We start from the raw sequence: 23405 nt of genomic DNA, 5'->3' as shown, positions 1-23405 counted from the left end.
AACGGACCGTTGCGTAATCACTGGGGCGGCCCAGCTATCAGGAGATCGTGTCATGTCGGTTGCTACTCCAGACGCACCACAGAATCTTGGTTCGCAGGCGACGTCCCCAGTCGCCGCATCCCGACGGCCGGCCCAGATGTGGCTGCCCGTGGCGTTAGTTGCGCTGTTCTGGGCTGTGTACATGATCCCCACGATCGTCGACCTGCCGATCTTTGCCCAATTCTTTACCAGCGTGATCGCCACGTTGGTTCTGACGATTGTGTTCGGCCTCTGGTGGTTGCTGACCAAGAAAGTCACGCGGTCCGAGCGACTGTGGGGTTTGGCGGCATTATTGCTGGGAGCAGTCGTCGCCGTGGCCGTGTCGCAACAGACGCTGCAGACCGTCGGTGCGCTGCTTTTCGGACTGCCGGTGACGTTCACCGTGTGGGCGCTATGGCTGGTCGTAGGTAGCTTGGTTTCGGCCAATGTTCGCACGATCGGCCTGGTCGCGGTGATCGCGCTTAGTTGGTCTTCGGTGGCTCTCGTGCGCAGCGACGGATTAAATGGCGATCTGCACGCTAACGTCAAATGGCGCTGGGCACCGAAGGCCGAAGATCTGTATCTGGCCGAGCGCGCCGCTCAATCAGCCGACACCAAAACTGACGAAGCAACCACGGCCGACGTCCAACCGGTCCTGCTCGGCCCGGGCGATTGGCCGGCCCTGCGTGGTCCAACGCGTGATGGCGTCGTCACCGGGCTCACGATCGGCACCGATTGGGAAAAGAATCCACCCGAGCAACTTTGGAAGCAACGTGTCGGGCCGGCCTGGTCGTCGTTCGCGATCGTCGGCGACCACGTCTATACGCAAGAGCAGCGTGGCGAAAACGAGGCGACCGTTTGCCTCGACCCGGCCACAGGGCGTGAGATTTGGGCGCACGAAGATGTCGCGCGCTTTTGGGATGGCCAGGCCGGGGCCGGTCCTCGCGCCACGCCGACTTTCGTTGATGGCAAGATTTACGCTCTCGGCGCGACCGGCATTTTGAATTGCCTCGACGCCGCGACGGGCGCCGCGCTCTGGTCGCGAAACATCGTGACTGACTCCGCGGCGCCACTTCCCATGTGGGGTTATTCCAGTTCTCCCTTAGTGGTCGACGACGTGGTCGTCGTCTATGCCGGCGGGCCAGATCAGAAGGGAATCCTCGCCTATCGCGCCGGCACAGGCGAACCTGCCTGGAACGTGGCGGCCGGTCCGGTCAGCTACGGATCGGCGCAACTGGTTAACGTCGCCGGGCAGAATCAGGTTCTCTTCCTTAGTGACCTGGGACTGGTGGCGATCGCCCCCTCGACCGGCGAACTTCTGTGGCAGCACGACGCCGCGGCCAACGGTATCTGGCGCGCCGTTCAGCCACGCTTGATCGGGGAATCAGGGGTGCTGCTCGGCTCCGAGGACTTGGGCCTCGTGCGACTTGAACTTTCGAAGACGGGCTCGGCCTGGTCGGCCGAACAGCGCTACGCCTCGCGCAGCATGAAGCCGGCCTATAACGACTTCGTCGTCAGCGACGGCATTGTCTACGGCTTCGACGGCGCTATCTTTTGCGCGGTCGATGCCGAAACCGGCCAGCGCCGCTGGCGCGCCGGACGTGACGCGCGCTATGGTCACGGGCAACTGCTGCTCTTGGCCGACCAACACCTGTTGCTCGTCTTAAGTGAAACGGGAGACGTGGTCCTGGTCGAGGCCAATCCCGAGAAGCACGTCGAACTGGCGCGGATCCATGTCTTCGAGGGCACCACGTGGAACCACCCAGCCATCGCGCACGGCCGCCTGTTCGTCCGCAATGGCGAAGAAATGGCGTGCTTCGAACTGCCGAGTGCTGAGAAGTAACGAGCACTGAGCTTGTTCTTTAGCTCCGGTGCCATGCGTTTTCGCCGCAGGCGAATAAGCTGCGGCATTTGCGCGGTCCGGCAACTATGCCGGTTAATCCGTGATGCCAGCGGTTACTAAGTAAGCATCTCAACTAAATGTAACATTCTGCTTTTGCATTCGTTAACCCGACCGCGGTATTATGCGGTTGTCCCGAGGCGTCGATCGAACCGATTGTCCGTTTCTCGATCCGGGGGAGGCGTTCGATGAAGACTTCCGTGTTGGTAGCGTTCTTAATCTGCACGTGCGCGATCCGCGCTTCGGCCGTTGAGAAGACCTTCTACGTTGATCTCGAACCGTACCAAAATCGCAAGCTCGACGATAACCAAGGGCGCGGCCTGAACGGCAATAGCCTGGTCGAGTTGCCTCGCGGCGAGCAGACGCTGGCCGACATCAAATTCCAGATCGGTCCCGGGCTCATCCAATTAGGAAGCCAGGTGCTCGACACCCTGCCGGCCAATATGGACGGTATCAAGATCAAGAAGCAGTTTTCGAAGCTGCACATTTTGCAGGCCACTTGCTTCGGAATCTCGAATATCGGCGACGGCACCGAGGTGGGCCACTACCTGGTCCATTACGAAGATCAGAGCACCGAACGCATCCCGATCATCTACGGCGAGAATGTTTACGATTGGTTTTGCGCGCAAGGAGCCAAAGAGCCCAGCAAGGCGAAGGTTGCCTGGCAGGGAGAAAATGACTTTGCGAAAAGCCGCGGCTGCCACCTGCGGCTGTACGCCTCGACTTGGACCAATCCCAAGCCGGACCAGCGCGTGATGCGCATCGACTTCGTCGGGCGCAAAGATCAAACCCAGGCCGCGCCGATCTGCCTGGCCATGACGGCTGTTCAAGAGAACGATCGCGAAGCATCGGCCGACCGGACTTCGAAGGTCGACGCGAAAACTCGCGAGCGTCTTCTCAAAGCCGCATCGGCCGAGGCAAGGCTTCGGTCAGCCCTTGGCCCGCCACCGCGTGGCTGGCGCCGTCAAGAATTCAATGGCAGCGTCTACTACATCGTGCCGCTGCGGTAAAAGGGCTCTTATCTACCGAGGGCGTTTGTGCCCTGCTGTTTCGCCACGGGCGAATCAGCATGCAACATTCGTGACGCGGATCTCGAAGACGCACCGTGCTTATTGCGGGAAGCACTTACGGCTAGCGGGCGAATAACCGCGCCTTGGCGTCTCCAGAATATCGTCAACCGCCATATCCCGGATGCTCGGGCTCATGCCAGCCTGACGAGCCATCGCTGCTATTGTCGCGATACTTCGGCGCAACTCGCGGTGCGGCCGACGCTGATTCCCGATTACTTTGCGAATCGGTTAGGGGTGCTTGATAGCTCACTGGCAAAACGGTCGCCGCAGGGGACGATGCCGTGGCTTGGTTCGAAACGGCAAGCGGCGCGCTGGTGCGGGCGCTCGTCGCGCGACCATTCGCGCAACCCGATATTAAGCCGATTGCCAATAATGCCGCGATCGACAACATGCAGTTCCAGGCCATCGAATAGCATCCGCACTTTTAAGTGGTCTTGAAACCGGCGCGACGATCGCGAGCCAAGCAACTCGTTGGCATTTGCCTATTCAGAATTATCGGAAAATCCTGCCACCTGGATTACGAATCACCAGCGACAATGTAGGAGAAAGCTGCGTCGGAGGAATTGGTAAGCTTGGCAGTGATCTAGAGTAGTTGTCGCCACGTTCAGAGTACCCTTGGCAAAGTTGCTAGCGGGAAATACCGACTTTGACATCTGTAGGTTAGGCGCATATAAGTTGATTAGAGGATCGCTAGAGAAGCATCCCATCCTGTGCATCTTCGCATTTCCGCGGCTTCGCGAGCGTTTTGAAGAGAGCCTCCCATGGCAAAGGCCCCGCATTGGATTGCATTGATCGCGGGTTGCGCCAGCCTGGCAGCAGGGGCAGAAGTTGCATCCGGCCAAGTGGTACGTCAGATGCCACGCGCGTCTCAATCACGCCCGGCGGCCGCGCCCAGGCAACCAGATTCCGGCTCTGAAGCGGCATCGCAAAGGGCGTCGTTGGGTGTCGCGATGAGCGACAACACCCGGGGCGGTGTGTTGATCCTGCGCGTTCTCCCCGGCAGCGCGGCAGCAGCCATTGGGTTGCAAACGGGCGACCGGATCATGGCCATCGATGGCAAGTCGGTCTCGAATTACCGCGACGTGGCTCGCCTGGTAGCCAGCTATCGCCCCAACACGCGCGTCGAGTTGAAAATCGACCGCGGCGGCTGGTCGAAAAACGTCGTCGCCACTCTGGGTAACGCCAGCGCCCTTGCCGTCCCTGTAGCTCCGACGGGCCCTTCGGCGCAGGCCCTGGTCGCACCTCCCGCACCACGTGCGGTAACGCCGGGTATTCTCGCGCCGCATCCGTATTACGAAGACGAGACCCCCGCCGATATCGACGACCAGCACGGCTATGGCGGCTGAGACGAGATTCTTGGAAGACGGCAGCGGACCAATGCCGTAGCGTTACGACCTTTGATCTTCCGGCTCTTGCTTGAGGTCGTGCCGTTTGGCGGGACCGAATTTTGGGTCGAGTTCAAGCGCCTTCGCCATGTCGCGATCGGCCTTATCTGCGGCGCCTAGGCGCCCCCAGGCGAGTGCTCGATTGAAGTAGATCTGCGCGGTTGGGCCCAATTCGATGGCCACGGTGTAGTCCGCCAGGGCGTGCGAATAGTCGCCCTTCTTGAACCAGGCGTTGCCTCGATTATTCCAGATGGCCCGCAGGTAAGGGTTAATCGCCAGCGTGGCGCCGAAATCGGCAATCGCGCGGTCATAGTCGCCCAAGGTAGCCTGCGCGCGGCCCATGCCGCCTCTCGTCCATGCCGATCGCGGGTCGAATTCCACGCCGCGATCAAAATCCTCGAGTGCCTTGCTCGGATCGCCAAGTTCCAAGTAGAGATGACCGCGGCCGGCGTATGCCACTCCGCATTTGGGGTCGATTTGAATCGCCCGGTTCAGATCCGTCATTGCCTGGTCGTGTTGGTTAATGCGGGCTAACGCTCGCGCGCGCATGCTCAGTGCCGAGGTCGATTCCGCTTCCGGCACCAATGCGATCGCCTGACTGCAATCCGCCACGGCCAGGTCGTACTCTCGTCGCTCGTAATAGACGCGAGCGCGAGTCACCAAGGCAAAATAGGTGGGCTGTTGGTCAATCTGCTGACAATAGAAGGCCAACGCGCTGTCCATCGGCACGACGTCGTGCGCCGGCACCCAGCCGCGACCGACCCATAGCCAGGGCCCCTGGACCTTGATGACATCCAGCATCATCCCCGGCAGTACGGGGCCGATGCTGCGATCTTCGTCACGGAACGACATTCCTGCATGTCGTGCAAAGACATGAGCCCCCTCGGCAATGCCGTCGGCCCGAGCGTTGCCGTCGGCCCGAGCAATGGCAGGTACCGTAAGGAGGGCAAACGAAACGACTTGGGCCGCGCGCAGTGCGTAGGACACAGGATTCGCCCGAAAAAATGTATGGCCCCCGAACCGGCACCCCACATCCGGCTCTGAGTAGGTAATCAATCTAGCGACGAATTGTTAGGAATCGATTAGGGCAATGTGAGCAATTCGTTTGGCTCGGGCTTCATGCCGTCTAACTCGCAGGTCGGCCGAACCGTGCCCCCAAACCGCTTGGCCGCGGCGAATCGAGTAGAGCCGAACCCAAGACATCGCGCATCCGGACTTTAAAAGTCTGCTGCCACACGCATTCCAAAGCCGTAAATAATCCCTTCGGTGCCACCCCCGAGCGGACTATTTGTCGCGGCATTCGCATCTCGGAAAGTCACGTCATAGTTGGCCTGAATCTTCATATTGGGATTCAAGAACCAATTGACGCCAAAGGTCATGGCATTGAGCGCGCCGCCGTTCACCCCTTTGTCGTTAAGGTTCAGGTAGTTCCAGCGGGCCCCCACCTGCCATGCGCCTGGGCCGAAGATGCGACCATCCTTTCCGCGAAGATAAAAGGCATTCGAGCGCGGAATGACGCGGCCGACAAGCCCTTTTTGATAGTCGTAAATGCGGTGCTCGCCCGTCAGAAAGTACATCACTTGCACGTACGAGCTGTAAAAGAATAACTGCCCCAGTTGCTCGCCCGGCGCGACATCGCCCTTGGTCCCTGCCTGCGCCACGGCATTCGTCGTCCAGTTGGCTTGGAACTCGGACTGCACAAATAGCGGGCCGTACTGGAACAGGAACTCCGGGTTCAGGATGTTTTGCAGTTGCCCGCCGATCGGGCCCGTCGTTGCCCAAGTTGGCACAAGAATGTCTGGTCCATTGCGTAAGTCGCCGCGCACACGGTAGGTGATAATTCCGTTGTCAATGCCGCGGATCGCGGCGCCCATTCCAATGTGTGCAAAGTAGCGGCCCCCCGATGCTTCGTCGTACCAGGGCAATAGCGTAATCCGCCCCGCGCCTTCGGCCTGTCCGTCACCGACGTTGTACGCGTAGGCGTCGGTCACGTTCTTGAATAAGCCATAGGCGTACGTACCGCGCCGGCTGGGCAACCAGTTCCAGGCCAAGATTCCCGGCGCAAAGCCGTTTGCCGTTGGTGAAATGAAGGCGTCCTGCCCCCAGTTGCGTTCCATAAAGTCCAGGTAACGGCTGCTTTCCAAGCGCTCCAAGCTAAAGGGCTCCTTCTCATTGCCGATTTGGATATTCCCAAAAAGCGGCACCTCGCGAATGTTCCACCATAAGTCGGTGGGCGAGGGAGTATTGATCATTCGGCTCTGCGCTGTCGCGATGCCGGTGCCGACGCTGCTCTGCCAGCCATTGGGAATCTGCGGCGCCGCAACCGTGGGATCCTGCACCAGAATTTGATGCACGAAGTCGATTTCGACGCACCAATCGACAATTTCGTACATCGATCCTTCGGTACGAATGCGCAGACGGCGAAAGAACGTGCCCTGTTGAAAGGCATCGTTGTTAACCCCTGTGTTCTCCAAGGCCGCGGCCTGGTCGTTGCTGTTGAGCCAGACGTTGTCCCATTGCACACGTCCCCCCACGTGGAAGTAAAAGTCACGATTCGGTGACCGCGCCTCGGGACCAAAATTCCAGTTCCAATCCAATTTCGGCAGCGAGCCAATCTTGTAGGGCTCGGGCGGAGGAGGCGGCGGTGGCGTCGTCGCGATGCGCAATTGATCTTGCAGATAGTCAACCTGCGTCTGTTGCTGACCAACAAGCTGCTCCAACTCGCGCAGCCGTGTATCCATGCTAGGCGCCGGTTGAGGCGGCGCCGCAAGGGCAGCCGGCGCTTGGTCTTGATAGGACGCCAACAGCACAGTGGGCTGCGGCCGTTTGAGCGAGCCCGGCGCGATAGGTAGCAACCGAGGTTCAGCAGCCGCCCCGTCATTCTCGACCGGCGGCAGTCGAGTCAACTCGCGAGGCGCGCCGTCTGGCGATTGGGCCGAAGCATGGCCCGCAGCCAACAGGACAAAACAGGCCCACAGGGGGGCAAAAATAATTCTTGGAATGGAGCGATGCACTTGCGAGATTAGCTAATTGAGGAGGACCTTGCGGCCCGCATTGTCACCGTGACCGCCAATGTTTCACGGATGTACCCAAATCACCAGAAAGCGCGCGTTACTCTGTCCGGTCTTCTCTGCTCAACGAAAGGTCCACTCTCGTCAAGAGTTCCGGTTTTTTCTGGTCAGGTAGAAATTAACGATCAGCGAAACTCTGTTGGCTTTATCGGAGATGACGCAGCGAACCTCTAATCTGTCCGATCCTTACCAACGTGCGTTTTTCTCCCATTTCCGAAGCTCTAACGAGCCCTGCCACGCGGTGCATTCGTCCCAGTTGCTAGCAAATGCTTCGGCGCCTCTTCTTCGAGTTGGATTCCTGTCGCGTCGCGCCTGTTTGGCAATTCCCCCCTCGCTGCTTCAAATCTCTGCCTACCGGCCGCATGGCCACAACTGCCCTTCATAGTCCACGTGCCAACGCCAGCCATTTCCGGCGCGAGAGTTAGCCCATGCTCAGAAGCTTCTTAATAGCGGTTGTTTTCGTTCCGGTTTCCGTCATGGCGGCTCGGGGAGACGAATTTCGTTGCGCTCGCTGCGGATCGTGCCGGCATGGCAGCGTCTGCTGTCCGGTGACCGAAATGCGCGAGAAGACGACTTACGAATACAAGTTGATTTGCGAACCCGTCTGCTTGCCGGGGCCGAGCGTCAAATGCGGCGAGAAATGCGTGCCCGATAACCGCTGCCGGGGATTCCACTGGGAAACGGTGTGGAAACCGCGTTGCGGCTGCGTGCGCGAGCAGCGCACGCTCGCCAAGGTCCCGGTAAAAACCAAGGAACCCTACTACACGTGCGTTTATCGCCGCGTGTGCTGCGCGTGCGGCTACAAGGAGGGAGACGAGATAACGCCCCCCGAGAAGCAGCCGGAAGAAACGCCGCCGGAGCCCGGACCCCTGCCGAGTGAAAAACTGGCCTCGTCCAGGGCCGCGCAGCGCGACATCAGCGCGATCTCCCTAGTTCCAATCCCTCGCTGAGCGCGCCCGCAAAAATATCCCTATCGCCGTGTGAGACGCGCCTTCGAGCGGTTTCGTCGCACCAACCACGACTTGCCGAGCAACATCGGTTTCAAATAGGCGCAAAATGAACTTACGGCACGGGATCGCGTGGTGTGCCGCACTGTTCTCTACAGCAGCGGCGCTGCCGCATGCGCTTGCCGATACGTCCGCCACTTCGCGCCGGACCGTGCCGGTTACGAGTTCTGCGCCCGAGCCTCTTCCGGTGCCCGACAGTGGAGACGTAGAGTCACCACCTGCCGACGATCTCCCGGCCCCCCCGATCGCCGAGCGCGAGGAAGCCTGGCGATATCGGTATCACTTGGGTCGCTGGTGGTACTACGTCGAGCGAAAGCACTGGCTGTATTGGGATGGCCAGAGTTGGCAAGACGCGCGGCCGCAAACCCCGAAGGTCATGCCTGATGGCAGTGTGCAACGGCCCGGCCTGGCGCGTCGCGCGCTAGCGGCCTGGCCGCAAGTGCCTTCCTACCGCGAGCATCACGGCTGGATCGGCGGATTCTATTCCAGCGGCGGCGGCTACGGTTCGTCGGATTTCGGTTACGGTTATGGCATTCCCTCCTATGGACCTGGCGCGCCTTACGTCAACGGCGAACTTTCGGGACCATCGCGGCCGTAAACGCTCGAACGGGCCATCTATATCGGCGGACACGGTCCAGATTTCGACAGCAGCGTCGAGGACATCGTCCCGCTGCGATAGGAAACGTGCCGCGAATCTCGCAATGCGCGGCGCACTGAGTCGGCGCTATGACGATTTCACTATCGTTCAAGGATGACGAGTACTAGCTTCGTACCTCCGCAGCATTGCCGACGCTCGTCTGACAACACCTTTTTCCCAAGTCTTCCCGGTTTCGATCCACTGCCAATAGTGTGTGAGTTCGTGATTTAAGGACAACATATAAGCGGCAATCGCGCTGTCGCGGCCCCGCTGTTTGCTCAACTCGGCGTAATCCCCCGTGGCAATCCTGACATAGGGTTCGACGGATCGGCTAAACGGGGCGAAAAAGGACGCTGTGACCTGTTGCCCTTCGCGGGTGATGATGTACTCAGACGGAAAAAGATATACCGGTACCCGTATTGGAAACTCGTATTCCACCCGCAACCAGCGGGCGTAACGGACAAGTGCGCGACGCACGACTGAATTGCCGCGCGCTCCGCAAATCCGCAGTCCTCGCCGGGGAAGGGTTGCCGGCAACATCTGTTCCAAATTCCTTTAGACTTGCGGTCGGCCCTATAATGTATTGAGGGCAAACCTTTGGTATTGGTTCGCAGCAATGAATCTCGATGTATTTCTCGCGCGTGTCGTCCAGGGATGCCTGATGAAGGCCGACGCTTTCGAAAGAACCGCCGGCGATTTCCTCGCCGGTGCGCGTGCCCCGAACTGGAGCGGCTCAGATCTGTACGCCTTCGGTGACTTGCTTGTGTATCGCGGTGAACTCACGCGGTGGCAATTTGATGCAATCCTCAACGGGTTCACGGACTTCCACTTTGCCAACTTCAAGCTGCTCGAGCCGCTCGCCAATCAAAACGCCACGAATAAATACTTGGCGGAGGACACGAACTCCGGCCGTCGAGTGGCACTTACGTTCGGCAAACAACCCTCGGATGATGTCGGAACTCTCTTTGAAGTAACGCCGATTGACGGTGGTCAGCCTGTACATGTCGATATGGAAATCAGTTCGGCCCTTCGCTGGCGCGGTACGCAGGCGTTTCGATCAATCAGCTACCGCTGAATTCCAAAGAAACCACGTACATGCGGAACGCCAGGTTCAGCAGGAAATGGATCTTGAGCAACCGCGGGTCGTTGACTTCTGGTGATCCCTGGGGGATTACGGTGTCATACAATCCCTCCCCGTATCTTGGCCCGGCAACACGAACCGGCAGCACGCCCGTCTCGGCCGTGAATTCAATGATGCGTTTCTTCCCACCCAACGGATAAGTGAATTGCACGATGCCGAGCCGCTTCGCATCGCAGGTCACATCCCAACGCTCGCTGCCAAGAAAAGTCTTCTTGACCCAGTGCCGAAAGCCGGAACCCTCGGGCAACGGCGGCGGCAACTCGACGAGCTGACACATCTTCTCGCCACTGACGAACGCGTGCAGGACGCCTGCGTCATCATGACGTTCGAAAATTTCGAATGTTTGCCCATCAAGCAATAGCACCGCTAGGTATCCATCGAAAATCGCGGCCTGTCGTCGTGGAAAAAAAGGAGGGGCCGAGTCATCGTAGATCGCATCCCCCACCGGATAACGATCACGGTCATGCAAAGCGCAGTATCGGTGACCGCTCGACGAAGTAAGCCCAAACTCGCATTCGCGCAAGTCGACAACGCGACCCTGCCATCGCTTTCTCGATCGTCGGGCAAAGAATCCATTTGCGCTCTTCAGCAGTCCGCGCTGGACCTTTGCGGCGATCGGGCTCTCTTCTTTACGCACAGCCCAACGAGGTTCGAGAGGAGGAACGGCCGGCCGCATGGTTTTCTGCCTAGGCGTCGCAACGAGTTGCGTTTTTTGAGTGGCGACTTTGAAAGTATAATCGCTTTGCACTCGTGCCAGCCCGACGCCTCTGGCCTTTATGCTCCGCTGTTGCCGCGGATTTGACACGGCCGGTTTATCAGATAATCTAATGGCTGGTTTCCACGCAGCCTTGGCTGGCTGCCCCCGCCTGGAGCCCGCCCCGATGCTCGAAGCTCTTCCCAAGCGTAAAATCCGCGACGTCGTCGCCGAGCATCTAACCAGCTTCATCACCAGCGAACGGCTGAAACCGGGCGATCGCTTACCCACCGAGACGGCCCTGGCCGAACAGCTGGGTGTCAGCCGCTTGAGCCTGCGCGAAGCCACGAAGGCGCTTGAGTTCCTCGGCATTGTCACCAGCAAGCCGGGCGTCGGACTGACCGTCGGCTCGGTTGATTTGGAACGCGTGACGTCGTACCTCGGCTTTCATCCGGCACTGCAAGAAGCGCCGGCCTTGCAACTGATTCAAACCCGGGTTTTGATCGAAACCGGCGTGCTGCCGTACGTGATGCGGCGAATGCAGGAAGATCCGTCGGTCTATGAAAGTCTGGAGGAAATCGTCGAACAGATGCGGCGCGAACGCGACCTGGCCCGCTGGGTCGAGTTGGATATCGCTTTTCATCGACGATTAGTCGAGTCGAGCAACTTGGCGCCGCTGCTGCCGTTTAACGATCTGCTGGCCGTTTTCTTTCAGCGCTTTCGCGAGAGCGTCAAGCGTGCCGAGTGGAAGACGGCCTTCGACGGCCATCAGCGGCTGATCGAACTATTGCGCGAAGGCAAATTGGAAGCCGCCTGTAAGGAAATGGAAGAACATATCGTTTGTCACCAGCGTCGTATGGACATCGCATGAATCTGCCCCACGCACCCCGCCCCCCCGCCCTGCCCCTTGCGCGAATCCCGTTTGCCGCCGCGTTCGTCGTCGTCGCAACCACGCTTGCGCCCGCGCACGCTGACGATGCCGCGTTCGCCCGCCTGGCGGACGAATACCGCGACCAGACTCACGCCGTACTAAAGCGATTTTGTATCGAATGCCATTCGACCTCGGACCAAGCCGGCGAATTGGATCTCGAACGATTTGCCGCACTAGCCGACGTGCGCCGCCATCCGCGCGTGTGGCAAAAAGCGGCCGAAATGCTCGACAACGGCGAGATGCCGCCGAAGGACGCCGCTCAGCCCACGGCCGAAGAGCGCAAACAATTGCGTGGCTGGATCGAGCGGTATCTGCATGCCGAAGCGCATGCCTCGGCAGGCGATCCTGGTCGCGTCGTGATGCGGCGGTTGAACAATGTTGAGTACACCAACACGGTCCGCGACCTGACCAGCGTCCCCCTCTCGCCGGCCGAAGAATTTCCGGTCGACGGCGCCGCCGGCGAAGGCTTCACGAACACGGGTGACGCGCTCGTCATGTCCCCTTCGCTATTGACCAAATACCTCGACGCCGCCAAAGGAATCGCCTCGCACGCGATGCTATTGCCGGACGGCTTTCGCTTCTCGCCTGCCACGAACAAGGGGGACTGGATCGACGAACTGCTGGCCGGCATCCGCGGCATCTACGGCCGGTATAGCGACAGCGACGGTCGGGTCCCACTCGATGCCTACCTCGAAGCAATGATCGTCGAGCGCGACGCGCTCACGGCCGGCACCAAAACGATTGCCATCGTAGCCGCCGAAAGAAAGCTGAGCCCGAAGTATCTGGCCACATTATGGACGCTATTCACCACTGGCGGTGACGCCAGCACCGCGGCGGCTGATCCGGCCACGACGACGTTAGCGAATTATCCCGGCAGCGTGATCGACACACTACGCACGCGCTGGCGCAGCGCGACGGCCGAAGACGTGCCGGCGCTCGTCGCCTTGGTTCGTCCCTGGCAGACCTCGCTGTGGCGAACGAATACCGTCGGCCACTTCAAGCCGTGGCATGCATCGGTCGACCCGGTCGTGCCCTCGCAAGAGCTGCGATTGAAGTTGGCTCCGGCCGCCGATGCCGAAGAGGCGCTCGTTTACGTCTCGGCGAACGACGCAGGCGATGGTCCGGCCGGCGATGTAGTCGTCTGGCAGGATCCGCGTTTCGAAGGAGGGGGCCGGGCGCCCCTGGCGCTCAAAGACCTGCGGCGGCAAAGCGAGTATCTGATCGCGCGACGACAAGAAGTTCTCGCGGCAACGACCCGTTATCTCGATGCGTGCGTTGCGGCCCAAGCAAAAGATAAGGCCGAAGAAGTCGACGTTGCGGCGCTAGCCGCCGAACGACAGTTGGATCCGCAGGCCCTGGCCGGTTGGCTCAACTATCTGGGCACCGTGCCGCAGGGAGCCGTCGTGGTCGAAAATCATCTGACGGGTCGGATTACAACCTCCGGCGGTTACAACTTCGTGCAAGGCTGGGGGACGAACGAGTTGCCGAGCCTGGTGGCTAACTCGTCCGATCAAGAGGCGCATATCCCAGGTCTATCGCGGCCGCATGCCGTGACTGTGCATCCTTCGCCCACGCAGCAGGTCGTCGCCGGCTGGCTCAGCCCGGTTGCCACGACCATCGAAATCAGCGCTCACGTCGTGCGGGCGCATACGGCCTGCGGCAATGGCATCACTTGGGCGCTCGACGTGCGGCGTGGCTCGTCGCGTCGCCGCCTGGCCAGTGGAACCAGCGATCAACAAAAGGAGCCGATCGCCGGCCCATTCGACAACGTCAAAGTTCGCCCAGGCGATCTTGTCTCATTGGCCATCGGCCCGCGCGATGCAAATCACGCCTGCGATCTGACCGAAATCGATCTGACGCTGAAAGCCACGGACGGCACGAACCGCGTCTGGCAACTGGCGCGAGACATCTCGCCCGACGTTCTGGCCGGCAATCCGCACGCCGACCTGCTGGGCAACCAAGGTGTGTGGCATTTCTATACCGAGCCGGCAGCCGCCGATGTGCAATTCGCGCCATTGATCCCCACCGACTCGGCACTGGCGCGTTGGCGCGACGCGACCGATCCCGAGCAGAAGAAACAACTGGCGGAGGAAGTTGCGCGGCTCCTCTCCGGCCCTCGTCCCGGTCCTGGCGATGAGCCTGACAAGTTGCTCTATCGACAGGCGACGTCGTTGGTCGGCCCAGTGATGGGCATGATCGCCAGCGCCGCACGTTCGCAGCCGGCCGACTCACTTCCCGTCCCAGAACCAATGGCCGGCGCGGTTCGTTGGGGAATCGATCCCGCGCTGTTCGGCAAAAAGCCGGACGGCAGTGCCGCCGAGCCGAACTACCTGATCGTGCAGGCGCCCGCGGTGCTGACCATGCGTCTGCCGGCCGAACTGGTCGCCGGCACTGAGTTCATCGTCACCGCCGCGCTCGATCCTGCCTTGGGGGCCGAAGGCAGCATTCAGCCGCGCGTCGGCACGGCTGCGCCCGACTCGCTATCGTCGCTCCTTCCGGGCACGCCGATCGTGACGGCCGAAGGAAGCCAGGCGCGGGGGCGAGTCGCCGCCGCTCTGGCCGAGGTCCGCCGGTTGTTTCCACCGGCAGTCAGTTATCCGCGCATCGTACCCGTCGACGAAGCGGTAACGCTTCAGCTTTTGCACCGCGATGACGAACCGCTGTGCCAACTGATGCTGGATGATGCCGAGCACGCGCGGCTCGACAAGCTGTGGGACGAGCTGCGTTTCATGAGCCAAGACCCGCTGCGATTGCAAGACGCCTTCGACCAGATCATGGAATACGCCACGCAGGACAGCGATCCAGGGCTATTCGAGCCATATCGCAAGTCGATCGCCGAAGGGGTCGTATCGTTCCGGCAACGGCTATTGGATTGCGAGCCTGTGCAAGTGGACCGGCTGATCGACTTCGCCTCGCAGGCGTATCGACGACCGCTCACACCGCAAGAAGCTGACGAGCTGCGCGTGTTGTACCGCAAGCTGCGTGGCGAGGAACTTTCGCACGACGAGGCGTTTCACGTCGTGCTGGCGCGGATTTTCGTCTCGCCGGCATTCCTGTACCGCGTCGAGAACGCCGGGCCCGGTACTGAACCGCTGCCGGCCACAGACTGGGAAATGGCTAGCCGGCTGAGCTATTTCCTCTGGTCGACTGGCCCGGACGCACAGCTATGGCAACGGGCGGCGCACGGCGAATTACGCGACATCGACATTCTGACCGGTGAAGCGCGGCGCATGCTGGCCGATCCGCGCGTGCGAGCGCTCGCCACCGAGTTTGCCTGCCACTGGCTGGACGTGCATGACTTCGACAAGCTTGACGAGAAGAGCGAACAGCACTTTCCGGCATTCGCCTCGCTACGTGGCGACATGTACGAGGAGTCGATTCGCTTTTTCGCCGATCTGTTCCAGCGCGACGGTTCGCTATTGGACATGATCGACTCAGACCACACTTTCGTGAACGGCCCCTTGGCCGAGTTCTATGGCATCCCCGGCGTCAGCGGCCCCGAGTGGCGGCGTGTCGACGGCATCAAGCAGTACGGTCGCGGCGGCATACTCGGCCTAAGCACGACGTTGGCCAAAAATTCCGGCGCGTCGCGTACCAGCCCGATTTTGCGCGGCAACTGGCTGTTGGAGATGATCCTGGGCGAAAAGCTACCGAAACCACCGAAGAACGTGCCGATTTTGCCGGAGGATGAAGCCGCCACCGACGGGCTGACCGTTCGACAACTCGTCGAGAAGCATCGCAGCGCCGCCGGATGCTCGGTGTGCCACGCCAAACTCGACCCGTTCGGCTTCGCGCTGGAAGGGTTCGACGCGATCGGCCGAAAGCGGGACAAGGACCTGGGCGATCGCCCGGTTGATACCGCGGCAGATCTGCCGGACGGCACGCATGTCGACGGACTGGCCGGCCTGCGCAACTACTTGCTCACCCAGCGTAAGGACCAGATGCTGCGCTATTTCTGCCGCAAGCTGTTAGGCTATTCGTTGGGGCGTGGCGTGCAACTGTCCGACCAGCCGCTGGTGGACGAGATGCTCGTACAGCTCACCCAGCACGACTACCGATTTTCGGCCGCGGTCGAAACAATTGTCCGCAGCCAACAGTTTCGTTATCACCGCGGTGCCGCGGCCGTGGATGTAACCGAGGAGCCAAGCACGGCAGACGCCGCCCGCTAAACGATAATTATTGTCCGCCTGTTTAGACTGCCCGTCCTGACTACTTCAACCGCCGAACTTGTTTCGGCGCGTTCGATCGCACAACAACCAACCTGACAAACTCACACGCCCTGGAAGATACAGGTGTCCCCGATGCAAGATTTCCGCCTTACACGCCGTTCGGTCTTACGTGGTCTGGGGGTCACGATGGCGCTCCCCTGGCTCGAATCGTTGCCCGCCTGGGCCGAGGACGCGGGACCGGCCGCTAAGAATCAGGAACCGCCGGTTCGCCTGGCCGTGTTGTTTTGCGGCAATGGCTTTCACTCGAAGGAGTGGTGGGCCAAGGGCGAAGGGCGCGACATGCAGTTGGGCAAGGTGCTCGAACCGCTGAACGATTTCCGCGAGAAGCTGCTGTTCTTCAGCGGTTTGTACAACGAGCAAGCTCTGAAAGGGAACATTCACAGCTCGCAGACTGGCAACCTGCTCTCGGGTGCGCCGCTCGCCTCGGGGGGCGAAATCCGCTCCGGCACGAGCGTCGACCAGATGATTGCCCAGCACAACGCCCGGGCCACGAAGCTGCCGAGCCTGGTCTTGGGCTGCGAGAAGTCGAACTCGTCGGTACACAAGAATTATTCGATGCTTTACAGCTCACATATTTCCTGGACATCCCCGACGACCCCCACGCCGCTTGAGCTATACCCGGCGCTGGCTTTCGATCGTTTGTTCAAGGACGAAGTCGTCCGCGGCGACGAAAGCGTGCTCGACGCGGTCCTCTCCGACGCGCGCGACCTACGTCGCACGATCAGCACCTCGGACCAGCGCAAGCTCGACGAATACCTGGACAGCGTCCGCGAAGTGGAGCAACGCATCGAGACCGCCGGGCAAGCCGGCCAGTTACAGGGTTGGCGCCCCACGCTCGACAAGCCGAATATTCCCCGCCCCGCCGATGGACTGCCGCAAGACATTGGCGAGCACATGCGTTTAATGTGCGACATCCTGGTCCTGGCGTTCCAGACCGACACGACCCGCGTGACAACGCTGAAGCTGAATAACGACCATTCGTCGCTGCGGTTCCCGAACCTGGGCGTGGACTACATGATCCACCACCTGCTGTCGCACACCGATTCGGACGACTGGTTAAAAGTAAATCGCTTGTTCGTCGAACAATTGGCCTACATCGCCCGCAAGCTCGACAGCGTGCAAGAGGGCGAACGTACGGCGCTCGATAACTCGATGATCATGTTCTGTTCGAGCATGATGACTGGCGGTCACGATGCAACCCGCTTGCCGGTGGTAATGGTCGGACGGGGCGGCGGCAAAATAAAAACGGGCCGTGCCCTCGACTACTCGGACAAGCCGAACCGGCAGATGTGCCGGCTCTACATGTCGATGCTCGACAAAGTCGGCATCCACACGGATCGCTTCGGAGATGCCAGCCAGCCGCTTTCGGAGGTGTAAGCGTGCTTCTGGCCCGGCCGCTGATTGCGCTGGCTATCGCGCTATGGATCGTGGCCGGTGCGCGCGCGGACGAAGCTAATCCCGCCGATGGCTTGCGGCTGTTCGACGAGAAGATTCACCCCGTCCTGGCCGGCACCTGTTTTCGCTGCCACGGTGACCAAAAGGTGGCCGGCGATCTGCGCGTCAATTCACGCGAGGCGTTGATCGCCGGAGGTGATTCCGGCCCCGCGATCATCCCGGGCAAGCCCGCCGAAAGCCTGCTCATTAAAGCGATCAAACACGCCGACGATGTGTCGGCCATGCCGCCGGACAAAGAGCTGCGCGCCGATCAAATCGCGGCCTTCGAAGCCTGGATCGCGGCAGGCGCCCCTTGGCCTGAAAAGAGAGCGCAGTTTGACGCCACTAAGCACTGGTCATTCGAGCCGGTGCGCGAGCCCGCCGTACCCCCGGTGCAGGACGCGACCTGGGTGCGAAACGATATCGACCGCTTCATCCTGGAGAAACTCGAAGCGAATGGTCGGCGTCCAGCTCCTGCGGCCGATCGGCGGACGCTCATTCGTCGGTTGACGTACGACCTGACCGGCTTGCCACCGTCGGCCGAAGACGTCTTGGCATTCGAGCACGATGCCTCGCCCGAAGCCTACGAACGACTGGTCGACCGTCTGCTCGCCTCGCCCGCACATGGCGAGCAGTGGGGCCGGCACTGGCTGGACGTGGTGCGCTACGCCGACACAGCGGGCGAAAATTCCGACCATCCGCTGCCCCACGCCTGGCGATATCGCAATTGGGTCATCGGCGCTTTCACGCGCGACCTGCCCTACGACCAATTCCTCAGCGAGCAGATCGCGGGGGATCTTCTGGCACTCGATGGACCGGACGAGTTGTACGCCGATCGTGTGATTGCAACCGGCTACTTGGCGATCGCACGGCGCTTCGGTCATGACATCGAAAAGGACATGCACCTGACGCTGGAGGACACGCTCGACACGCTGGGCAAGTCGTTCCTCGGCCTGTCGATCGGTTGCTGCCGCTGCCACGACCACAAGTATGATCCGCTCACGGCACGCGACTATTACGGGCTGTACGGCATTTTCTCCAGCACGAAGTTTGCCTTTCCCGGCTGCGAACCGCAGCAACAGCCGCGCGATCTGGTGCCGCTACTGTCCCCTGCTGCGTATGAACGCCAAGTGCAAGCCGCGGCCGAGAAAATTCCAGAGGCCGACGCACAGGTCAAAAGCCTGACCGACGCCCAGTCCGCGCAGAGCGCACGTTTGCAGGCCTCGTTATTAGCGAGCGCGAAGCTATTGTCAGCACGCGAGATCGACGACGGACAGTCAGGCGATCTCACGCAGGGCGCGCAAACGCCCATGGAGAACGTCGCCGTGCGTCGCGGCGAAGTGATTCAACTGGCCATCACCCCGCGCGGCAATCATGGCGCGGACAGCACGCAGGTTGAATTCGAAATCGCGGAACTCGGCGACGCGGCACAGCGCTGGAATGCCGCCGACTTGATCGATGATCTGGCAGCGGCGAACCCGCACGCCGGCTCGCATGGCGAAGTGGGCACGTGGGGATTTCTCGACGTTTCCGCCGCGCCGACTTTTCTGGGTGAAAGCCTGGAATCGATTGAAGGGCGCACCGAGCTGCGCGGTTGGCGCAGCGGCGAAACACCGTCGGTGTTCGCCAACACGTCGCGTAAACGGGTGAAGGTGTGGACCAGCCTGCCGCCGCGACAGTTTTTCATGCATCCGGGCCCGCGAGGAGCGGTGGCGCTCGCCTGGCTTTCACCGATCGACGGTCGCGTTTCGATTAACGGTCGCGTGACGGACGCGCACCCCGGCGGAACAGACGGCGTCGGCTGGCAAGTAACGCACTACGCTGACCCGACGCTCACAAACGCGTTTCTCGAATTGGCCGCGACGGCACGACAACTAAACGACGCCAAGCGCAACCGCGACGCACTCGCCGATCGCGATCGGCAGGTACCGCGCGCTTTCGCCGTGAGCGAAGGAGAGCCCAAGAACGCGCGCCTGCAACGGCGCGGCGAACCACTGGATCTGGGAGACGAGGTGCCGCGCAAGTTCCCCGATTTTCTGGGCGGGCAACAAGTCACGGCCTCGACCGGCAGCGGACGGCGCGAGTTGGCCGGCTGGCTCGTTGATCCGGCCAATCCGCTGACAGCGCGTGTCATCGTGAACCGATTGTGGCAGTGGCACTTCGGCCGCGGCCTGGTAACAACCCCCAACGATTTCGGTTCGCGCGGCGCTCCTCCGACGCATCCTGATTTGCTCGATTACCTGGCCAGTCAGTTGGTCAAAAACGGTTGGAGTCTGCGCGCGATCGATCGTTTAATCACCACCAGCGCCACCTATCAGCAAGCGGCGACCGGCGTCACTGACAATTCATACGCCGGATTCGCGCGGCGCCGCCTGACGGCCGAGGAGTTACGCGACACGCTTCTGGCAGCCAGTGGTACACTCGATCGCACGCCGGGCGAGACGCATCCGTTTCCTCCTGAATCAAACTGGTCGTTCACGCAGCATGGCCCCTTCGCCGACGAATACGACACTCAGAAGCGCAGCGTGTACGTGATGCAAAAGCGAAACCGCCGCACGCGATTTTTCGCCCTATTCGACGGCGCCGATCCAAACGCCAGCACGCCGACACGTGACATAACGACGGTGCCGACACAAGCTCTGTTCTTTTTGAACGACCCGCTGCTGCACGAATGTGCCGCGAAGTTCGCCGCGCTCACGGTCGCCACGACAGCAGATGAGACAGCGCGTGTCGAGTTCGCGTATCGGCAGCTATTCGGCCGTTCGCCGGCAGCCGACGAACAAGTCGACGCGATCGCCTTCCTGTCCACGTATCGCGATGCGCCGGCGGTTAGCGATGCCGATCAGCCTAACAGAGCCGCGGATCGCGACGCGACAGCCTGGGCGGCGCTCGCTCGCGTATTGTTTTCCAGCAATGAGTTTTTGCACGTCGATTGAGGCCGCACGATGAACCACGCCGACGACAACTCCGCCACGCACGATCGCTGCGGCTGTTCGCGCCGGCAGATGCTTCGCTCGTTCGTGGGGGGATCGCTGCTCATGCCGGGGCTCTTGCACGAGCTATTGGCCGAGGATGCGACGCGTTCCTCGACGCCCGATCCGCTGACACCGCGCCCGGCCCATTTCCCGGCCAAGGCAAAGAACGTCATTTTTCTGTTCATGACCGGCGGCGTGTCGCATATCGACACCTTCGATCCGAAGCCGAAATTGCACGCCGATGTCGGCCGCGAAGTGAAACTCGACCATCCCGAGATTCAAAATCGCCCCGGCTACGAGCATATCTATCTCAAGCGGCCGCAGTGGGAGTTTCGACCACATGGCCAGTCGGGGACCGAGGTCAGCACGCTCTTTCCACATGTCGCGGCGTGCGTGGACGACATTGCCCTCATTCGGTCAATGCATACCGACCATTCGAATCATTACAACGCCACGCTCGGCATGCATACCGGGTCGTTTGCGTTCGCGCGTCCCAGCATCGGCTCGTGGGTCAGTTATGGACTGGGGACCGAAAACCGCAATCTGCCGTCGTTCGTCGTGATCGCGCCTCGGCAAACTTATGCCGGCTCGCAAGTCTACGCCAGCGACTTTTTGCCCGGCGCGCATCAAGGGACGCTGGTCGTGCCAGGAAAGGAGCCAGTCGCCAATATCGCGCCGCGCGTGCCGATGGGCCGACAGGAGATCGAACTAGCGGCGCTTACAAAAATGAATCGCCGTCACCTGGCTGCGCGCAGCGACGACGCGCTGTTGGCCGCGCGGATGAAATCGTTCGAGACTGCCTTCGGCATGCAAATGGCAGTGCCCGAGGGCTTTGATCTGTCGCAGGAAACCGCGACGACGCACGAACTGTACGGCCTCGAACCGGGCAGCACCAAAGGGTTTGCCTGGCAGTGTCTGGTGGCGCGGCGATTGATCGAGCGCGGCGTCCGCTTCGTCGAGTTGATCGACACTGGCTCCAGCAACAATTGGGACTCGCACGGCGACATGATGGATCATGAGCGGCTGGCCTTGAACGTCGATCGCCCGATCGCGGGCTTGCTACGCGATTTGAAACAACGCGGCTTGCTCGACGAGACGTTAATCGTGTGGACCACGGAGTTCGGTCGTACCCCGTTCAATAATCTGGCCGACGCCAAGGGGCGCGAGCACCATAACTGGGCGTTCAGCTCGTGGCTGGCTGGAGCCGGCGTTAAGCCGGGCATCGTACACGGCGCCACCGACGAATACGGCGTCCGCGTCGCGGAGGATCCAGTTCATGTACACGATTTCCACGCCACGATCCTGCACTTGATGGGCCTGGACCACGAGCGTCTGACCTACCGCCACAGCGGTCGCGACTATCGCCTGACCGATGTACATGGCCGCGTCGTGCGCGAGTTGCTGGCGTAAACCGCTAGCGCATGACAGCCGTTAGCGCCTGTCGCGCGGCAAACTGCGTTCTACATCAGGAACGCTTCGGCGATGGCGAAGTAGACCAGAATGCCTGTCACGTCCACCAGGCTGGCGACCACGGGATTCGACATCAGCGCCGGATCGAGCCCCAGACGCTTGAGTAAAAGCGGTAACGTCGCCCCCACCAGGTTGCCGCAGACAACGACGGTCGCGACCCCCATCGCCACGACCATGGCCATGTGTGCCACGGTCACGTTTCCTACAGTTTCGTCGTGGCCCCCCAGCGTGCGCAAGAATCCGATGGCGCCCACCAATCCCAACGCCCCCAGAGTCAGCCCCAGCGATGCCCCCATCATGATTTCATGCCACACAATATGAAACCAATCCGAGGGGCGCACTTCGCCCAAGGCTAGGGCCCGGGTGATGATCGTGGCCGATTGCGATCCGCAATTCCCGCCCGCCGAAATAATCAGCGGGATGAACAGCACCAGCCCTGGCACCGCGTCGAACGTTTCCTTGTACCGCAATAGCACCATCATCGTCATGAATTCGGCGCAAAACAGGATCGCCAGCCAGAAGCTGCGTTTCCCCCACATCGTCACCAGTGGCGTGCGCAGATAACTATCGTCCAGCGGACCAACGGCGCCTAAGCGATAGACGTCCTCGCTGGCTTCTTCAACGATCACGTCCGCCACGTCGTCGTGCGTGATGATGCCGACCAGACGATTCTCATGGTCCACGATCGGTAGCGCGAGCAAGTCGTATTCCATCAACTTGCCGGCGGCGATTTCCTGGTCCTCGTCCACGACCGACGAGATGACCTCACGCTGCATGAGATCGACCACGCGCCGCTGCGGCGGCGCCAGAATCAGATTCTTCAGCGACACGAATCCGACCAGACGGCGATGATCATCCAGCACGTAACAATAGTAGATCGTCTCGCGGTCCGGGGCCTCGTGCCGCAGGCGGTCGATCGCCGCGGCCGCCGTCAATTCGGCCGGCACCGTGGCATAGTCGCTGGTCATCACCGCGCCGGCGGTGTCTTCCTTGTACGCCGTCAGCCGCCGGATATCCTCGCGCTCGGCCTGGGCCAACAATGGCAGAATCTGCTGCGTCCGTTCCTCGGGAAGCCGCGTAATCAGGTCGGCCCGTTCGTCGTGCGACATCGCGCTCACGAGTGCCGCCAGCACGCTGCGATCCATCAACTGCGCGATACCGTCCTGCAGTTCCGGCTCGAGATACGAAAACACCTCGGCTCGCACCCGTCCCCCGAGGAGCGCCAACACGTACAACGATTCCTCCGGCGCCAGGTCGTCGAGCAATTCGGCCGTGGCCGCGGGATGGTGCGGCACGAAGAAATCCCGCAGCGCCTTCTCCTCACGCTCGAGCACTAGCTCGCGCAGATCCGGCGCTAATAGGGGATGACGCATAACACGGCCTTTAAAATGCGATTCGGCGGTCGGCGATTAGGAAGAAATAGTCTCGGATCTCGGTTTCGCA

16 protein-coding genes are annotated in these 23405 nt (G+C 61.1%); 12 read left to right on the top strand and 4 right to left on the bottom strand.

Annotated elements, in window-relative coordinates; genetic code table 11:
- Positions 1-52: 52 nt before the first annotated feature.
- The 4 genes from VGN12_22950 to VGN12_22935 all read left to right on the top strand — a co-directional run bounded on the left by VGN12_22950 (position 53) and on the right by VGN12_22935 (position 4334).
- Entirely contained in the window at positions 53-1861 is a 1809-nt protein-coding gene (locus tag VGN12_22950) for a PQQ-binding-like beta-propeller repeat protein (GenBank protein HEY4312325.1), read from the top strand.
- A 245-nt stretch (positions 1862-2106) separates the two neighbouring features.
- Entirely contained in the window at positions 2107-2928 is an 822-nt protein-coding gene (locus VGN12_22945) for a hypothetical protein (protein ID HEY4312324.1), read from the top strand.
- A 341-nt stretch (positions 2929-3269) separates the two neighbouring features.
- Positions 3270-3401, top strand: a complete 132-nt coding sequence (locus VGN12_22940) for a hypothetical protein (GenBank protein ID HEY4312323.1) — start codon at positions 3270-3272, stop codon at positions 3399-3401.
- A gap of 348 nt (positions 3402-3749) precedes the next feature.
- Entirely contained in the window at positions 3750-4334 is a 585-nt protein-coding gene (locus VGN12_22935; protein ID HEY4312322.1) for a PDZ domain-containing protein, read from the top strand.
- Between the two features lie 42 nt (positions 4335-4376).
- Here VGN12_22935 and VGN12_22930 read toward each other — a convergent pair whose 3' ends face one another.
- Together VGN12_22930 and VGN12_22925 are read right to left on the bottom strand one after the other, a co-directional pair.
- On the bottom strand, positions 4377-5360 hold the full coding sequence (locus VGN12_22930; protein HEY4312321.1) for a tetratricopeptide repeat protein: 984 nt from the start codon (positions 5358-5360) through the stop codon (positions 4377-4379).
- 230 nt (positions 5361-5590) lie between these two features.
- Positions 5591-7114, bottom strand: a complete 1524-nt coding sequence (locus VGN12_22925) for a porin (protein HEY4312320.1) — start codon at positions 7112-7114, stop codon at positions 5591-5593.
- An 887-nt stretch (positions 7115-8001) separates the two neighbouring features.
- Between VGN12_22925 and VGN12_22920 the strand changes: the two genes are divergently transcribed.
- The 3 genes from VGN12_22920 (at position 8002) to VGN12_22910 (ending at position 10163) form a co-directional block, all read left to right on the top strand.
- Positions 8002-8394: a hypothetical protein gene (locus VGN12_22920; GenBank protein ID HEY4312319.1), complete on the top strand. Its 393-nt coding sequence runs from the start codon at positions 8002-8004 to the stop codon at positions 8392-8394.
- A gap of 106 nt (positions 8395-8500) precedes the next feature.
- Positions 8501-9049 carry a hypothetical protein gene (locus VGN12_22915; protein HEY4312318.1) on the top strand — a complete coding sequence of 183 codons (549 nt, stop codon included), beginning with the start codon at positions 8501-8503 and terminating at the stop codon, positions 9047-9049.
- 655 nt (positions 9050-9704) lie between these two features.
- Complete coding sequence (locus VGN12_22910) at positions 9705-10163, top strand: hypothetical protein (GenBank protein HEY4312317.1); 459 nt, start codon at positions 9705-9707, stop codon at positions 10161-10163.
- Here VGN12_22910 and VGN12_22905 read toward each other — a convergent pair.
- On the bottom strand, positions 10150-10698 hold the full coding sequence (locus tag VGN12_22905; protein ID HEY4312316.1) for a hypothetical protein: 549 nt from the start codon (positions 10696-10698) through the stop codon (positions 10150-10152). The genes VGN12_22910 and VGN12_22905 overlap by 14 nt on opposite strands.
- A 412-nt stretch (positions 10699-11110) precedes the next feature.
- Between VGN12_22905 and VGN12_22900 the strand changes: the two genes are divergently transcribed.
- From VGN12_22900 to VGN12_22880, 5 genes are all read left to right on the top strand, one after another.
- A complete protein-coding gene (locus VGN12_22900) occupies positions 11111-11794 on the top strand; it encodes an FCD domain-containing protein (protein HEY4312315.1) in 684 nt (227 codons plus the stop codon).
- The gene (locus VGN12_22895) at positions 11791-16023 is read left to right on the top strand and encodes a DUF1592 domain-containing protein (GenBank protein ID HEY4312314.1); all 4233 of its coding nucleotides are present in this window, start codon (positions 11791-11793) and stop codon (positions 16021-16023) included. Before VGN12_22900 ends, VGN12_22895 begins: the two co-directional genes overlap by 4 nt.
- 132 nt (positions 16024-16155) lie before the next feature.
- Positions 16156-17460 (top strand): DUF1552 domain-containing protein, encoded by a 1305-nt coding sequence (locus tag VGN12_22890; protein ID HEY4312313.1) that lies wholly within the window; start codon positions 16156-16158, stop codon positions 17458-17460.
- A 2-nt stretch (positions 17461-17462) separates the two neighbouring features.
- A complete protein-coding gene (locus tag VGN12_22885) occupies positions 17463-20453 on the top strand; it encodes a PSD1 and planctomycete cytochrome C domain-containing protein (protein ID HEY4312312.1) in 2991 nt (996 codons plus the stop codon).
- Between the two features lie 9 nt (positions 20454-20462).
- Positions 20463-21902, top strand: coding sequence for a DUF1501 domain-containing protein (locus VGN12_22880; protein ID HEY4312311.1), 1440 nt, complete (start codon positions 20463-20465; stop codon positions 21900-21902).
- A 50-nt stretch (positions 21903-21952) separates the two neighbouring features.
- On the opposite strand, the gene mgtE is transcribed toward VGN12_22880, so the two are convergent.
- The gene (gene mgtE / locus VGN12_22875; protein ID HEY4312310.1) at positions 21953-23335 is read right to left on the bottom strand and encodes a magnesium transporter; all 1383 of its coding nucleotides are present in this window, start codon (positions 23333-23335) and stop codon (positions 21953-21955) included.
- Positions 23336-23405: the final 70 nt, after the last annotated feature.

This window comes from Pirellulales bacterium (assembly GCA_036499395.1).
Lineage (GTDB): Bacteria > Planctomycetota > Planctomycetia > Pirellulales > JACPPG01 > JACPPG01.
This window is presented reverse-complemented; position numbering and strand designations above follow the sequence as displayed.

Excerpts from the sequence above, each read along its gene's own strand:
- VGN12_22950 (HEY4312325.1), top strand. The coding sequence starts at position 53 with ATGTCGGTTGCTACTCCAGACGCACCACAGAATCTTGGTTCGCAGGCG.
- VGN12_22945 (HEY4312324.1), top strand. The coding sequence starts at position 2,107 with ATGAAGACTTCCGTGTTGGTAGCGTTCTTAATCTGCACGTGCGCGATC.
- VGN12_22935 (HEY4312322.1), top strand. The coding sequence starts at position 3,750 with ATGGCAAAGGCCCCGCATTGGATTGCATTGATCGCGGGTTGCGCCAGC.
- VGN12_22925 (HEY4312320.1), bottom strand. The coding sequence starts at position 7,114 with ATGGATACACGGCTGCGCGAGTTGGAGCAGCTTGTTGGTCAGCAACAG.
- VGN12_22920 (HEY4312319.1), top strand. The coding sequence starts at position 8,002 with ATGCGCGAGAAGACGACTTACGAATACAAGTTGATTTGCGAACCCGTC.
- VGN12_22915 (HEY4312318.1), top strand. The coding sequence starts at position 8,501 with ATGAACTTACGGCACGGGATCGCGTGGTGTGCCGCACTGTTCTCTACA.
- VGN12_22910 (HEY4312317.1), top strand. The coding sequence starts at position 9,705 with ATGAATCTCGATGTATTTCTCGCGCGTGTCGTCCAGGGATGCCTGATG.
- VGN12_22900 (HEY4312315.1), top strand. The coding sequence starts at position 11,111 with ATGCTCGAAGCTCTTCCCAAGCGTAAAATCCGCGACGTCGTCGCCGAG.
- VGN12_22895 (HEY4312314.1), top strand. The coding sequence starts at position 11,791 with ATGAATCTGCCCCACGCACCCCGCCCCCCCGCCCTGCCCCTTGCGCGA.
- VGN12_22890 (HEY4312313.1), top strand. The coding sequence starts at position 16,156 with ATGCAAGATTTCCGCCTTACACGCCGTTCGGTCTTACGTGGTCTGGGG.
- VGN12_22880 (HEY4312311.1), top strand. The coding sequence starts at position 20,463 with ATGAACCACGCCGACGACAACTCCGCCACGCACGATCGCTGCGGCTGT.
- mgtE (HEY4312310.1), bottom strand. The coding sequence starts at position 23,335 with ATGCGTCATCCCCTATTAGCGCCGGATCTGCGCGAGCTAGTGCTCGAG.